12 protein-coding genes are annotated in these 13,408 nt (G+C 69.6%); 8 read left to right on the top strand and 4 right to left on the bottom strand.

Annotated elements, in window-relative coordinates:
• On the bottom strand, positions 1–1,016 hold a 1,016-nt coding region (locus tag NL1_RS33960; RefSeq protein ID WP_156095173.1), incomplete at its 3' end, for an AAA family ATPase.
• A gap of 146 nt (positions 1,017–1,162) precedes the next feature.
• Here NL1_RS33960 and NL1_RS33955 point away from each other — a divergent pair.
• From NL1_RS33955 to NL1_RS33940, 4 genes are all read left to right on the top strand, one after another.
• Positions 1,163–1,519 carry a nuclear transport factor 2 family protein gene (locus NL1_RS33955; protein ID WP_067848525.1) on the top strand — a complete coding sequence of 119 codons (357 nt, stop codon included), beginning with the start codon at positions 1,163–1,165 and terminating at the stop codon, positions 1,517–1,519.
• Between the two features lie 46 nt (positions 1,520–1,565).
• A complete protein-coding gene (locus NL1_RS33950) occupies positions 1,566–1,988 on the top strand; it encodes a hypothetical protein (protein WP_067848522.1) in 423 nt (140 codons plus the stop codon).
• 200 nt (positions 1,989–2,188) lie between these two features.
• Positions 2,189–3,028, top strand: coding sequence for a methyltransferase domain-containing protein (locus tag NL1_RS33945; protein ID WP_067848520.1), 840 nt, complete (start codon positions 2,189–2,191; stop codon positions 3,026–3,028).
• 153 nt (positions 3,029–3,181) lie between these two features.
• The gene (locus NL1_RS33940; RefSeq protein ID WP_067848518.1) at positions 3,182–4,387 is read left to right on the top strand and encodes a T6SS phospholipase effector Tle1-like catalytic domain-containing protein; all 1,206 of its coding nucleotides are present in this window, start codon (positions 3,182–3,184) and stop codon (positions 4,385–4,387) included.
• On the opposite strand, the gene treY is transcribed toward NL1_RS33940, so the two are convergent.
• The 3 genes from treY to NL1_RS33925 are packed head-to-tail and all read right to left on the bottom strand — an operon-like array spanning position 4,340 to position 9,530.
• On the bottom strand, positions 4,340–6,790 hold the full coding sequence (gene treY, locus NL1_RS33935) for a malto-oligosyltrehalose synthase (RefSeq protein ID WP_174553513.1): 2,451 nt from the start codon (positions 6,788–6,790) through the stop codon (positions 4,340–4,342). The genes NL1_RS33940 and treY overlap by 48 nt on opposite strands.
• On the bottom strand, positions 6,787–8,907 hold the full coding sequence (gene glgX / locus NL1_RS33930) for a glycogen debranching protein GlgX (RefSeq protein ID WP_067848515.1): 2,121 nt from the start codon (positions 8,905–8,907) through the stop codon (positions 6,787–6,789). The genes treY and glgX overlap by 4 nt, the downstream gene beginning before the upstream one ends.
• Positions 8,908–8,960: 53 nt before the next feature.
• Entirely contained in the window at positions 8,961–9,530 is a 570-nt protein-coding gene (locus tag NL1_RS33925; RefSeq protein WP_245673715.1) for a cupin domain-containing protein, read from the bottom strand.
• On the opposite strand from NL1_RS33925, the gene NL1_RS33920 reads away from it, so the two are divergent.
• The 4 genes from NL1_RS33920 to bioD all read left to right on the top strand — a co-directional run bounded on the left by NL1_RS33920 (position 9,524) and on the right by bioD (position 13,216).
• Complete coding sequence (locus tag NL1_RS33920) at positions 9,524–9,979, top strand: MarR family winged helix-turn-helix transcriptional regulator (protein WP_067848509.1); 456 nt, start codon at positions 9,524–9,526, stop codon at positions 9,977–9,979. The two genes, NL1_RS33925 and NL1_RS33920, sit on opposite strands and share 7 nt — an antisense overlap.
• Positions 9,980–10,077: 98 nt before the next feature.
• Positions 10,078–11,364: an adenosylmethionine--8-amino-7-oxononanoate transaminase gene (locus NL1_RS33915; protein ID WP_067848528.1), complete on the top strand. Its 1,287-nt coding sequence runs from the start codon at positions 10,078–10,080 to the stop codon at positions 11,362–11,364.
• 26 nt (positions 11,365–11,390) lie between these two features.
• On the top strand, positions 11,391–12,545 hold the full coding sequence (locus tag NL1_RS33910; protein WP_067848507.1) for an 8-amino-7-oxononanoate synthase: 1,155 nt from the start codon (positions 11,391–11,393) through the stop codon (positions 12,543–12,545).
• The gene (bioD, locus tag NL1_RS33905; RefSeq protein ID WP_067848504.1) at positions 12,542–13,216 is read left to right on the top strand and encodes a dethiobiotin synthase; all 675 of its coding nucleotides are present in this window, start codon (positions 12,542–12,544) and stop codon (positions 13,214–13,216) included. The genes NL1_RS33910 and bioD overlap by 4 nt, the downstream gene beginning before the upstream one ends.
• Positions 13,217–13,408 lie beyond the last annotated feature (192 nt).

Raw genomic sequence — 13,408 nt, 5'->3', positions numbered from 1 at the left:
TCCTCGGGCGCGGTGAGCGTGGCGGCCAGCGCGGCGTGCGCGGCGAGCCGCTGGGCGAGCGGTGCGCCCTGGTAGACCGCCGAACGCAGCAGCGGATGACGGAAGGAAAACGTCCGGCCGTCGGTGTGCACGAGCCCGCCGTCCTCGGCCGGTTGCAGATCGGCGAGACCCGCCCCGAGCGTCGCCGCCGCGCGCAGCACCGGATCCACCTCGGCCACACCCGCCGCGGCAGCGACCAGCAGCAGGGTCCGCGTGCTCGCGGGCAGCCTGCTCACCCGGCCGTAGAAGGCGACCTGGAGGCGCTGGGTGAGCGGCAGCGGATTCGGCCCGGAGTCGGCGGACTCGGCAGCCAGCACCGCGGGCAGTTCCCGCAACGCCAGCGGATTGCCGCCCGCCTCGGTGAGCAGCCGGTAGCGCAGCGCGGGGGCGAGATCCGGCGTGCCCGCGTCCACCAGCGCGGCGGCCGCGTCCTGGCGCAGCGCGGTGACCTCCAGCTCCGGCAAGCCGGGCGCCGGGAAATCGTGCGTGCCGGTCCGGGTCGCGAAGACCATCGCCACGCCTTCGGCGTCCAGGCGACGGGCGGCGAAGAGCAAGGTTTCCGCGGTCGCGCGGTCCAGCCAGTGCGCGTCGTCGATCAGGCACAACAGTGGCCCCTCGGCGGCCTCCTCGGCCAGCAGCGAGAGCACCGCGAGACCGATGAGCAGCCGGTCGCCCGGCTCCTGCGCGCCGAGCCCGAACGCACCGCGCAGTGCGGCGCGCTGCCGCTCGGGCAGCGTGTCCACCAGCGCCATACCGGGGCGCACCAGCAGGTGCAGTCCGGCGAAGGGCAGCTCGGCCTCCGACTCGATGCCCGCACTGCGCACCGACGGAATGCCTTGCGCAGCGGCGTAATCCAACAGCGATGTCTTGCCGATGCCGGCCTCGCCGCGCAGCACGAGGACACCGCTGCGGCCCGCCCGTGCGTCGGCGAGTAGTCGATCGATGCGGGCCTGTTCGGCCTCGCGTCCGTGCAGCATCCGTTCACGGTAACGGTCACCGACGGACGGTACTTACGTCATCGGTCGCCGAAAGTACTTATGCGTGACTGATTCGGGGCCCCCTCGCCTCGCCATACCTTGTTCTCACAGCGCAAGACAGCGCAGGAAACACAAGGGAGACAACGATGAACGACCTGGTCGCACAGTACTTGGAGATCTGGAACACCACCGACGCCGCCGCTCGCTCGGCCGCGATTGCCCGAGTCTTCACCGACGAGCCTCGCTACGTCGATCCGCTCATGGCCGTCACCGGTCGCGAGGCGCTGGACGCGGGCATTGCCGCGGTGCAGGCGCAGTTCCCCGGCATGGTGTTCCGGCTGGCAGGACCGGTCGACGGACACCACGACCAGGTGCGTTTCACCTGGGAGCTGGGCCCGGCCGACGGCCAGGCGCTGGTGGTCGGCTTCGACGTCGCGGTGCTCGCCGAGGGTCGTATCGCGCAGGTGTACGGCTTCCTCGACAAGGTCCCGGCCGCCGCCTGATCCCTGCGCCGACTCGCACAACCTTTATGCAGAAAAGAGATTCGCCATGACCACCACCACCGCCCCCGGTTACCTGTCCACGCTGCTCGCCCCCGGCGACAAGCTGTTGCGGACCTCGCTGCGCCTGGACGCGGTGATCACCGGCGCGAACGGTCTGGCCTACCTGGCCCTGTCCGGCCCGCTGGAGTCGCTGCTCGGCCTGGACAGCCGCCTCGGTATCCCGATCGGCGTCTTCCTGACCCTCTACGGCATCGGCGTCGCCGTGGCCGGGGCGACCGCGTCGATCAACCACACCGCCGCCCGCACCGTGATCGGCCTGAACGCCGCCTGGGTCGTGGTCAGCCTGGCCGCCCTGATCGAGGGCGCGCTCGACCTGAACGCGGTCGGCTCGGTGTGGACGGTCATGCAGGCCGCCACGGTCGGCGGCTTCGCCGCCCTGCAGTACCTGGGCCTGCGTAAGACCCGGTGACACCGAACCCCTTCTCCGGCAACAACATCGCCCACCGCACGGCCCCGGCTCCCCGCCGGGGCCGTCGCCATTCCCGCACCGGCCTCCTCGCACCGGCTTCACACGCCTCGCACAGCTGCCACGACTGCGAAGTACATCGACGCGTTGCGAGGGCTTCGGATGCGGGTGGGAGCTGCGTAAAGGGGGGTAACGTCGGACGCATGGCACAGGGACGTGTCGAGGCGGACGCTCTGTCCTTTCACGTGGATCGGATCGACGCGGATCGGATCGACGAGCTGGTCGGGATTCTCGATCTGCAGGCCGAGTTGCCGGGCATCCGGCGGATGCGGCGCTGGGCGCACGAGGCTCTTGCGGTGAGCACAGGGGAGCGGGCCCTCGATATCGGAGCGGGCACGGGATCGGAGGTGCTGGTCTTCGCCGAGCGGGTCGGCGATGACGGCGCCGCGGTCGGGGTGGATCCGAACCCGTCGATGCTGGCCATCGCGCGGCAGCGGGCCGAGGCCGCCGGGTCGGCCGCGCGATTCGTGCACGGCTCCGTCTATCACCTGCCGTTCTCCGACGCGGCCTTCGACGTGGTCCGCTGCGAGCGCGTCTACCAGCATCTCGACGATCCCGCCGCGGCCACCGCCGAGATCGCCAGGGTGCTGCGGCCGGGCGGCCGGGTCCTGCTGATCGACAGCGACTGGTACACCGCCATCACCCACCCCGGCGATCCGGACGTGGTGGCCGCTCTGGGTGCCGCGATGCTGGCGGACATGCCCAACCCCGCGTCGGGCCGCAGGCTGCGCGGCCTGCTCGTGGCCGCCGGTTTCGCCGTCGACGATCAGGGGTCCGAGGCGGTGATCTGGGATCCGGTGACGGCGCGGCCGCTCTATCAGCAGATGAACGAGCTGGCCGGGCAGCGCGGCACGGTCACCCGCGAGGAGTACGACCGGTTCCTCGCCGACCTGGACGCCGGCATCGAGCGCGGCGACTTCCACCTGTCGGTGACGATGTTCGCGATCCTCGCGCACAAGCTCCGGAGCCTCGGCCCTGAGTAGTTCGCACCCGAAAAGTCCCGGCTCGACCGGGGATTCGTCGTCGAAACGCGTTGAAAGACAGTATTTTCATCAACGGGGTCCCGTGTGGGGGCGATGATTCGAGTAGTCAAGTACGCGGGTTTCCCACGCGAATTCGAGGGGAGAATTTCGCTCATGAAACGCCTGGTGGTGTGTTGTGACGGCACCTGGAAAGCCGAGAACAGCAGCACGGTATCCAACATCGTCAAAATCGCGCAGACCGTCCGCATGGAGGCCCCCGGGGCCGACGGGCAGCCGGTCCGCCAGCACGTGATCTACGTATCCGGTCCCGGCGCACGAGGTTTCACCGCCGACCGGCTCATCGGCGGCGCCTTCGGCCTCGGCCTGGAGGCGAATCTGTCCGCCGCCTACTGGCAGGTGGCCGTCAACTGGGAGCCCGGCGACGAGCTGTACATCTTCGGCTTCAGCCGCGGCGCCTACACCGCGCGCAGCCTGGTCGGCCTCATCGACCGCATCGGCATCATGAAGCCCGAGTCGATGATCGCCGGGCACTATCCGGCGGCGTTCAAAATGTACCGGCGCCGCGAACGCAGCAAGCTGCTGTGGTGGCGTACACCACCCACCGAACAGCAGTGGCGCAACTTCCGCAGGGAGCACAGCCACCGCAGGCGGATAATCGACTTCATCGGCGTGTTCGACACCGTCGGGGCGCTGGGTGTCCCCGGCCTGACCTCCTGGCGGCACCGCTTCCACAACGTCAATCTCTCGCAGCGGGTGCTGTGCGCGCGCCAGGCCTTGGCGATCGACGAGCGGCGGCGCAACTTCGAGCCCTGCCTCTGGCAGGTGCCGGTCGAACTCGGCATCAAGTACCGCCGGATCAAGGACCGCAAGGCCGACCGCGTCAAGCAGGTCTGGTTCGAGGGCGTGCACAGCGATATCGGCGGCGGTTACGACCAGTGCGGGCTGTCCGACATCACCCTGCGCTGGATGGTCGCCGAGGCCGAGGCCGAGGGACTCGCCTTCAACAGGGAGCTGCTCGAGGAGCTGTCCGCCAAGTGCGCGGGCACCGAAGACCATATGGAGCGGCACAACTCACTCGGGCCCGGTTTCGCCCTGCTGAACGTGGTACGCACCCTTCGCAGTCCGATGCGGGCGAGGTTCTACTGGAACTTCCAGCGGCGGCTGCGGGTGCCGACGGACAACGGCGTGCTGCTCGCCTCGACGGTGCACGACAAGGCCGGCTACCGGCCCTACAACCTGCGGGGCTGGCAGCAGGACCTGGGCGGCAAGTTCCCGGCCGAGCTGATCGAGAAGGTCAGCCCGCCCGACGCCTCAACGCACCAGCAGGGCGACGGGGAGCCGAGCGAACAGCTTCTCTAGGCGCGCCCGGCCCTGGAAGGTGTGGCCGGTGAGCCGGTCGGTCCAGTTGCCCTGCGGCAGGTCGAGCGCGGTATCGCCCCAGCCGGAGTCGGTCAGGCCGACGCTGTGCCGGGTGGCCGCGACGATCACCTCGGGCGGCTCGCCGACCCGGCCGCGCGCGTACGACACCAGCCGGGCGGCCTGCTCGCCGGTGGCGAACAGCGGGAGATAGGCGCCGCCGACGAAACAGTCGGGGCGCTCCCTGCGCAGCCACAGCGCGTAGGCGATGATCCACATCTTCGCCGCGCCCGAGGTGTCCAGAGCCGGTGTGCCGGTGAGCGATTGCAGCATGCCGGTGCGCGCGGGGAAGTCGACCGGGCGGCGGTTGTCCGGGTCGACCAGCGAGTCCTCCCACAGCTCGCAGCCCTGGTACACGTCGGGGATGCCCGGTCCGCACAGCTGAAGCAGCTTCTGCGACAACGCATCCGACCAGGCATGCGGCGCCAGGTCGTGCACCAGGTCGCTCAACTCCGCGCCGATCTGCCCGTCGATCACCGCGTCCATCCAGCCGTGCACGGCCGCCTCGAACTCGGCGTCCGGCTCCTCCCACGAGGTGCGGGTGCCCGCCTCGCGCATCGACTTCTCCGCGAACAGATGCAGACGCTCGCGCAAACCGGGCACCGAGGACGCCGGACGACCGTCGGCGGGCCAGACGCCGAACATGTTCTGCAACACGAACAGTGCCGTCGCGCCGTCCGGCGGGGGCGTCTTGTCCAGCCAGGTCTCGACCGACCGCGCCCAGGTCCGCGCCACTTGGGAGAGCACCCCGATCCTGGCGCGCACGTCCTCGCCGCGCTTGGTGTCGTGGGTGGACAGCGTGGTCATGGTGGCGGGCCAGCGCTGGGCGCGCTCGATGTTGGCGAGATGGAATTCGTTGAGCGAGTGGCCGAACCGGGCCGGGTTGCCGCCCACCTCTTGCAACGAGACCAGCCGCACGGCCTGGTAGAACATGGTGTCCTCGACAGCCTTCGCGGTGATCGCGCCGCACACCTGGTTGAACCGGACGGCCGCCTCCGCACCGGCGGCCAGCGCGGCCACCAGCACGTTCAGCGGCGCGGTGAGTTCGCTGTTGCGCTTCTCCACCTCGGCGATCACGGCACCGGTCATCCCGGCCAGCGGCGCATAGTCGGCGCGGTAGACCGGCATGAAGGCGAGCACTTCGATGGTGGCGTTGGTCAGTGCCATGGTGTCGAAGCTGTCCGCGCGCGCGTCGCGCTTGATCGCGGCCACCAACCGCCGGATCTCCGGCGCCAGAATGCTTTCGGCGACGGCGCGTTTGATCCGGTGCTCGGTCTCGCCGATCCAGGCGCGGTCGCTGCCGTGTCCGGCGAAACGGCGCGAGAGCTCGGTCAGCGTCTGCTCGCCGTCGGGATCGATGAGCACGCCACCGAGCCCGGCCAGCGCGTCGTAGCCGGTGGTGCCGTCGATCGGCAGCGTCGAGTCCAGCGGCTCCCGGTTGGCGAGGATCTTCTCCACCAGCAGCAGTCGCTGCGGGCCGATGAGCTGGCGCAGCCGGGCCAGATAGGCTGCGGGATAGGACAATCCGTCCGGATGGTCGACCCGCACGCCGTCGATCAGGTCGTGCTCGCACCAGGCCGCCAGCTCGCGATGGGTGAGATCGAAGACCTCCTGGTCCTCCTGCCGCACCGCGGCCAGGCTGCTCACCGCGAAGAACCGCCGGTAGGAACAGACCCCGGCCTTCCAGCTCACCAAGCGGTAGTGCTGTTTGTCGTGGATGCGCAGCGCGTTGTCACCGTCGGTGCCCGGTGCGATCGGGAAACGCAGATCGTGCAGCGCCAGCATCGGTTCCGGGCCGGAGCGGTCGACGGACAGCGCCGCGGGATCGTTCTCGCTGTGCAGCACCGGCAGCGCGAGCCTGCCGCCCGTGCCGTTGCCCGGGCTCCAGTCGATGTCGAAGAACCGCGCGAACGGCGAGTCCTTGCCGTTGCGCAGCACATCCCACCACCACGGGTTCTGCCGCGGATCGGCGACGCCGACGTGGTTGGGCACCAGATCGACGATGAGGCCCATGCCCCTGGTGCGCACCTCGTCGGAGAGCGCCTTGAGCCCGAGCGGACCGCCGAGCGCCGCCGAGACGGAACCGGGGTCGGTGACGTCGTAGCCGTGCGTCGAGCCGTGCGCCGCGGTCAGGATCGGCGACAGGTACAGGTGCGAAATGCCGAGCTGCTGAAGGTATTCCGCGATGGCCCTGGCGTCCGCGAAGGTGAGCGCGTCGGGTCGCAGTTGCAGCCGGTAGGTGCTGCGCACGGTGGTCTGCCGCGCGAGGGCGCGCCCACGGGCGATGGGGTCGGTGTGGTGCGTCTCGGTCGGTGTGTGGGATGGGGTCATGTGCGTGTCGGTCATGCGGGGCAGCGGAGGACGAGCAGGCAACGGGCAGGGACGGTGATCGTGGTGGCGGCCGGATAGGTGGCCTCGGCGCGGCCGTCGGGTGACGAGCAGTCCAGCGCCACCGTCCACGGTCCGCCGTAATCCGTACCGGGAACGGCGAATTCGAGCGCCGAATCGTGGGCATTGAAGCACAGCAGGAACGAATCGTCGATGATGTGCTCACCGCGTGGGCCGGGCTCGGGAATGCCCTGCCCGTTCAGGTACACCGTGAGCGCCTTGCCGAAGCCGCTGTCCCAGTCCGCGGCGGTCATCTCCTTGCCCGAGGGGGTGAGCCAGGCGATGTCGCGTGCGTGCTCCTTGGCGCGGATCGGCTTTCCCGCGAGGAACCGACGGCGCCGGAAGACCGGGTGCGCCGTGCGCAACGCGATCACCGAGCGCGTGAACTCCAGCAGATCGGCATTGGTCTCGGCCAGCGACCAGTCCATCCAGGACAGCGGCGAATCCTGGCAGTACGCATTGTTGTTGCCCTGCTGACCGCGGCCCATCTCGTCGCCGTGCAGCAGCATCGGGGTGCCCTGGCTCAGCACCAGCGTGGCCAGCAGATTACGAGTCTGCTTGGCGCGCAAGGCGTTGATCTCGGGATCGTCGGTGGGGCCCTCGGCACCGCAGTTCCAGGATCGGTTGTAGCTCTCCCCGTCGCGATTGCCCTCGCCGTTGGCCTCGTTGTGTTTCTCGTTGTAGGACACCAGGTCCCGCAGCGTGAACCCGTCGTGCGCGGTGACGAAATTGATGCTCGCGCTCGGCCTGCGGCCGGTGGCCTCGTACAGATCCGAGGAGCCCGTGAGCCGGGAGGCGAACTCGCCCAAGGTGGCAGGCTCGCCGCGCCAGTAGTCGCGGACGGTGTCGCGGTACTTGCCGTTCCACTCCGTCCACAGCCCGGGGAAATTGCCCACCTGATAGCCGCCCTCGCCGACGTCCCACGGCTCGGCGATCAGCTTGACCTGGCTGACCACCGGATCCTGTTGCACCAGATCGAAGAACGTGGACAGCCGGTCCACGTCGTGCAGTTCGCGGGCCAGGGTGGCGGCCAGATCGAAGCGGAAACCGTCGACGTGCATGTCCAGAATCCAGTACCGCAGCGAGTCCATGATCAGCTGCAAGGTGTGCGGATGCCGCACGTTGAGGCTGTTGCCGGTGCCGGTGTAGTCCATGTAGCGGCCCGGATCACCGTCCAGCAGACGGTAATACGCGGCGTTGTCGATGCCGCGGAAACCGAGCGTCGGCCCGAGGTGATTGCCTTCGGCGGTGTGGTTGTAGACCACGTCGAGGATCACCTCGATGCCCTCGGCATGCAGCGCGCGCACCATCGCCTTGAACTCGGTCACCGCGGCGCCGCCGCGCGGACTGGCCGCGTACTCGTTGTGCGGCGCGAGATAGCCGAAGCTGTTGTAGCCCCAGTAGTTTCGCAGGCCCTGATCGAGCAGCATCCGATCGTGCAGGAACTGGTGCACCGGCATCAGTTCGATCGCGGTGATGCCGAGGCTCTTCAGGTGCTCGACTACGGCCGGGTGCGCGATGCCCGCGTAGGTGCCGCGCAGGTCCTCGGGCACCTCGGGGTGGGTCATCGTCATGCCCTTGACGTGGGCCTCGTAGATGACCGTTTCGTGATAGGGGCGGTTCGGCGCGCGGTCGGAGCCCCAGTCGAAGAAGGGGTTGATCACCACGCCGGTCATGGTGTGGCCCAGCGAATCCAGGCCGTGCGTATAGAGGGACGGGTCGTTGTCGAAGCCGCCGTCGAAGGCCTTGCCGTACGGGTCGAGCAGAAGTTTGCTGGGATCGCAGCGCAGGCCGCGGTCCGGGTCGTACGGGCCGTGCACCCGAAAGCCGTAGCGCTGGCCAGGACCGATGGTCGGCAGGTAGGCGTGCCAGACGTAGCCGTCGACCTCGTCGAGCGCGATCCGGGTCTCGGTGCCGTCCTTGGCGATCAGGCACAGCTCGACCGACTCAGCGACCTCGGAGAAGACCGAGAAGTTGGTGCCTGCGCCGTCGTAGGTCGCCCCGAGGGGATAGGCGGTGCCCGGCCAGACACCTAGTGGTGTCACCTCGCCGGGCGCTGCGTCGGGCTGAGCCATGGCAACGACAGTAGCGTGAGGCATACACACGAGCGGCGCACGGCCGCGCTGTCTCATTCGGCGGGCAGCCAGCGGCGCTCGTATCCGGCGCGCCGCGTGATCCGTGCCGCTCCGCCGAGCAGCGCGCGCTGCACCCACGCCGGAATGCCCGCGAGGTAACCGTCCTGATAGTCCCAGAGCAACGCCAGTGCCAGCGGGTTGCGCGGCACCCGTCCCGCGGTGGTCTTGCCCGCCGCGTCGAGCGCGCACCAGAGCCGGAACATGTCCCAGTGCCGCAGCGGCGGGCGGATCTCGTGGTCGAACCTGGTGTCGGGCGCCTCACTCCAGAATTCGTGCACGGCGCGCGGCGGGGCGGTCACCGTGTCGCCGGGGTTCGCGACGATCTCGACGCCGTCGACACGGAAGCGCAGGCGGCCCTCCCGCACGGTCCAGCTCTCGGCGAGCTCGGGATGCCAGTGCGGCCCCGCTTGCCGCTCGACCTTGCGCACCAGGTGTTCCAGTCGTAAGTAGGGTCCGCCGTCGTCGATTCCGCGATCTACGAAGGTCACTCGATGGCCGTTGGCGAAGGTGAGGATGGTGTCGCGCATACTCCAGATATAAAGGTAACCTTCGTAATGTGTCAACGACCGATACCTTGCTGAAGCTGCTCGTCCAAGCCGCCGACGCCTACGAAACGGCGCTGAATCGCGAACTGCGCGCCGAACTCGACCCGGAGCTGCGGCCCGCTCACTACGCGGTCTTTCGTCATCTGGATCCGGAAGGCTCGCGGATCACGGCGTTGGCCGAAGTCGCGGGCATGACGCAGCAGTCGATGGGGGAGCTGGTGACGCACATGGAGCGTCGCGGCTATGTCGAGCGCAAGATCGATCCGTCCGACCGTCGAGCCCGCGTGGTCGTCACGACCGCGGCCGGGCAGCGCGCGCTCGCCCTCGCCGCCGACCGGATCGCCGATATCGAGCGGATCCTCGTGGCCGAGCTCGGAGAAGACACAGTGCGCAGGCTTCGGGCGTCGTTGGCCCGGGTACCGGTGGTGATCGATGAGGTGATCGGCGGCGATTCGGAGGAGAAGTAGAGCCTCGTCGGTCGACGTTCTTCGTCCAGCCGCAGAGCTCGGCTGGTAACTTGAACACCGTTCAAGCCCGTCGACCGCGAGGGATTCCTGTGGCACTGATGACCCCCGACGAGATCACCGCCATCGACGCCGAACACGTCTGGCACCCCTATGGCGGATTCCCGGCCTCGACCGCGCCGCTGGTGGTGGCGGAGGCTTCCGGCGCGCGCCTCACGCTCGCCGACGGCCGCGAACTGGTCGACGGCATGAGCTCGTGGTGGGCCGCCGTGCACGGGTATCGGCACCCGGTGCTGGACGCGGCCCTGCTCGCGCAGTCGCAGCGGATGAGCCACGTCATGTTCGGCGGGCTCACGCACGCACCGGCTGCGCGCCTGTCCCAGCTGCTCGTCGAGCACACCCCGGCGGGCCTGGAGAAGGTCTTCCTGTGCGACTCCGGCTCGGTCTCGGTCGAGGTCGCCACGAAGATGTGCCTGCAGTACTGGCGCGGCGTCGGCAAACCCGAAAAGCGCAGGCTGCTCACCTGGCGCGGCGGCTACCACGGCGACACCTTCACCCCCATGAGCGTGTGCGACCCCGAAGGCGGCATGCACTCGCTGTGGACCGACGTCCTCGTCGAACAGGTCTTCGTCCCGGCCCCGCCGCGCGAGCATCGCGCCGAGTACGTGGCCGAACTGGAACGTGCCATCACCGCGCACGCCGACGAACTCGCGGCCGTCATCGTGGAGCCGGTCGTGCAGGGCGCGGGCGGTATGCGCTGGCACGATCCGCGGTACCTCGCCGACTTGCGCCGCCTGTGCGACGCCAACGACGTGCTGCTGGTCTTCGACGAGATCGCCACCGGATTCGGCCGCACCGGCGCCCTGTTCGCGGCCGACCACGCGGGCGTCGCCCCGGACGTCATGTGCGTCGGCAAGGCGCTGACCGGCGGTTACCTGACCCTGGCCGCCACGCTGTGCACCGCGCGGATCGCCGAGACCCTCAGCGCGGCGCACGGCGGGCTGATGCACGGGCCCACTTTCATGGGCAACCCGCTGGCCTGCGCGGTGGCTGTCGCGTCGATCGAGCTGCTGCTCTCGCGTGACTGGCGCGGCGAGGTCGGCCGGATCGAATCCGAGCTCACCGCAGGCTTGGCGCCCGTGCGAGAGCTGCCGGGCGTCGCCGATGTGCGCGTGCTGGGCGCGATCGGCGTCGTCGAGCTCGAACAGCAGGTCGATATGCGCGCCGCCACCCGGGCCGCGGTCGACGCGGGCGTGTGGCTGCGGCCGTTCCGGAACTTGATCTACACCATGCCGCCGTTCATCAGCAGCACCGAGGAAGTCGCGACCATCGCCGCCGGAATGTGCGCGGCGGCCGCGGTGCACAGCCCGGTCGGGCTACCGTCCTGAACGGTGTTCAAGTACGCTGCGGAGCTGTGACTACCGATCCGTTGAGCTGGCTGGACGCACGGGCCGCAGAGCGGGTGACCGCCGGATTGCGCAGGGAACTGCGCCCGAGGAATCCGCACTCGCCGTCGATCGACCTCGCCTCCAATGACTATCTGGGTCTCACCAAGCATCCCGAGGTGATCGAGGGCGCGATCGAGGCCGTGCGGCGCTGGGGCGCGGGATCCACCGGATCGCGACTGGTCACCGGAACCACCGCCGATCACGAGCGCCTCGAAGCCGAACTCGCCGAATTCGCCGGCGCGGAAGCGGGTCTCGTGTTCGCCTCGGGTTACGCCGCGAACCTGGGTGCGGTCACCGCTCTCGCGGGGCGCGGCGCGCTGATCGTTTCCGACGCGGGCAGTCACGCGTCCCTGGTCGACGCCTGCCGCCTCTCCCGGTCCCGTGTGGAGATCGCACCGCACTGCGATGTCGACGCCGTGAACCGGCTGCTCGCCGCGCGCACCGAGCAGCGCGCGCTCGTACTCACCGACTCCGTCTTCAGTGCCGACGGCGATCTGGCCCCGCTGGCCGAGCTGCACCGGGTGACCCGGGCGAACGGCGCGGTCCTGCTCGTGGACGAGGCGCACGGGCTCGGGGTGCGCGGCCGGGGCGGGCGCGGCCTCGTGCACGAACTCGGCTTGGCTGGTGAGCCGGATGTCGTCGTCACCGCGACCCTGTCCAAGGCGTTCGCCGCCCAGGGCGGTGCGGTGCTCGCCGCCGAACGGGTCCGCGCGCATCTCGTCGACGCGGCGCGGACCTTCATCTTCGACACCGGGCTCGCGCCCGCGGCGGTCGGCGCAGCCCGCGCCGCACTGGGATTGCTGCGCCGCGAGCCCGAGATGGCGGCGCGCGTGCTGGACCGCGCCGCCGACATCGCACGGATCGCGGGCGTGCCCGCGCCGGACTCGGCGGTCGTCTCGGTGGTGCTCGGCGAGGCGCAGGTCGCCTACGACGCGGCCCAGGAATGCCGGGCGCGCGGACTGGATGTCGGGTGCTTCCGTCCGCCGTCGGTGCCGGAAGGCACCTCCCGCCTGCGGCTCACCGCCCGCGCCAACCTGACCGGTGCGGAACTCGACACGATCGCCGAGGTGCTCGGCACGGTGCTCGCCGAGGCGCGCGGAGTGGAGGTGGTGCACGCATGAGTCTCCTGTTGGTCACCGGAACCTCGACCGAGGTGGGCAAAACTGTCGTCACCGCCGCGCTGGCCGCGACCGCGCGTGCCGCCGGGCGCTCCGTCGCGGTGTGCAAACCCGCGCAGACCGGCATCGCGCCCGGCGAACCCGGCGATCTCGCCGAGGTCGAGCGGCTCGCAGGCCCGGTGAAGACGGTGGAGCTCGCTCGCTACCCGGAGCCGCTCGCGCCGGATACCGCGGCCCGCCGCTGCGGTCAGCCACTGCTGACGCTGGGCGAGACGGCCGAGGCCGTTCGCGCGCTGGACGCCGCCGACCTGACGCTGGTGGAAGGTGCGGGCGGAGTGCTGGTGCGGCTCGGTGAATTCACCCTCGTGGATTTCGCGCGCGAACTCGACGCGCCCGTCGTGGTCGTTGCCGCCGCGGGTCTCGGCACGCTGAATCACAGCGAGCTGACCGTCCGTGCGCTCGAGTCGGCGGGAGTCCGCTGCGCGGGCTTGGTGATCGGCTCGTGGCCCGGCGAGCCGGATCTCGCGACCGAATGCAACCGGACCGATCTCCCGCGGGTGACGGGTGTCGACGTGGTCGGCGTGGTGCCCGCCGGCGCGGGTTCTTGGGAGCAGGAACGGTTCGTCGCGGCGGCGCCGGGCTGGTTCATTCCGGGTTGGTCTGCGCACCACTGATCGTTAAGCGATGATTTACCGCTTCTACCAGCGGATTTGACATCGTGCTCACGGCTACGTAACTTATTCAACGTCAGAGCGACACGGACACCGACCCGGAGCCGAGACGCCAAGCCGAAAGGCTGGGCGAGGACCGGGAAACGAGGTAGTACGAGGAGCGCCTGACAGTCACACTAGCTCGTTTGGGACCCC

Origin of the sequence: Nocardia lijiangensis NBRC 108240 (genome assembly GCF_001613045.1) — a bacterium.
Taxonomy (GTDB): Bacteria; Actinomycetota; Actinomycetes; order Mycobacteriales; family Mycobacteriaceae; genus Nocardia; species Nocardia lijiangensis.
The sequence above is the reverse complement of the archived record's forward strand: the minus strand, read 5'-3'. Positions and strand labels throughout refer to the sequence as shown.

Excerpts from the sequence above, each read along its gene's own strand:
- NL1_RS33955 (WP_067848525.1), top strand. The coding sequence starts at position 1,163 with ATGAACGACCTGGTCGCACAGTACTTGGAGATCTGGAACACCACCGAC.
- NL1_RS33950 (WP_067848522.1), top strand. The coding sequence starts at position 1,566 with ATGACCACCACCACCGCCCCCGGTTACCTGTCCACGCTGCTCGCCCCC.
- NL1_RS33945 (WP_067848520.1), top strand. The coding sequence starts at position 2,189 with ATGGCACAGGGACGTGTCGAGGCGGACGCTCTGTCCTTTCACGTGGAT.
- NL1_RS33940 (WP_067848518.1), top strand. The coding sequence starts at position 3,182 with ATGAAACGCCTGGTGGTGTGTTGTGACGGCACCTGGAAAGCCGAGAAC.
- treY (WP_174553513.1), bottom strand. The coding sequence starts at position 6,790 with ATGACCGACACGCACATGACCCCATCCCACACACCGACCGAGACGCAC.
- glgX (WP_067848515.1), bottom strand. The coding sequence starts at position 8,907 with ATGGCTCAGCCCGACGCAGCGCCCGGCGAGGTGACACCACTAGGTGTC.
- NL1_RS33915 (WP_067848528.1), top strand. The coding sequence starts at position 10,078 with ATGACCCCCGACGAGATCACCGCCATCGACGCCGAACACGTCTGGCAC.
- bioD (WP_067848504.1), top strand. The coding sequence starts at position 12,542 with ATGAGTCTCCTGTTGGTCACCGGAACCTCGACCGAGGTGGGCAAAACT.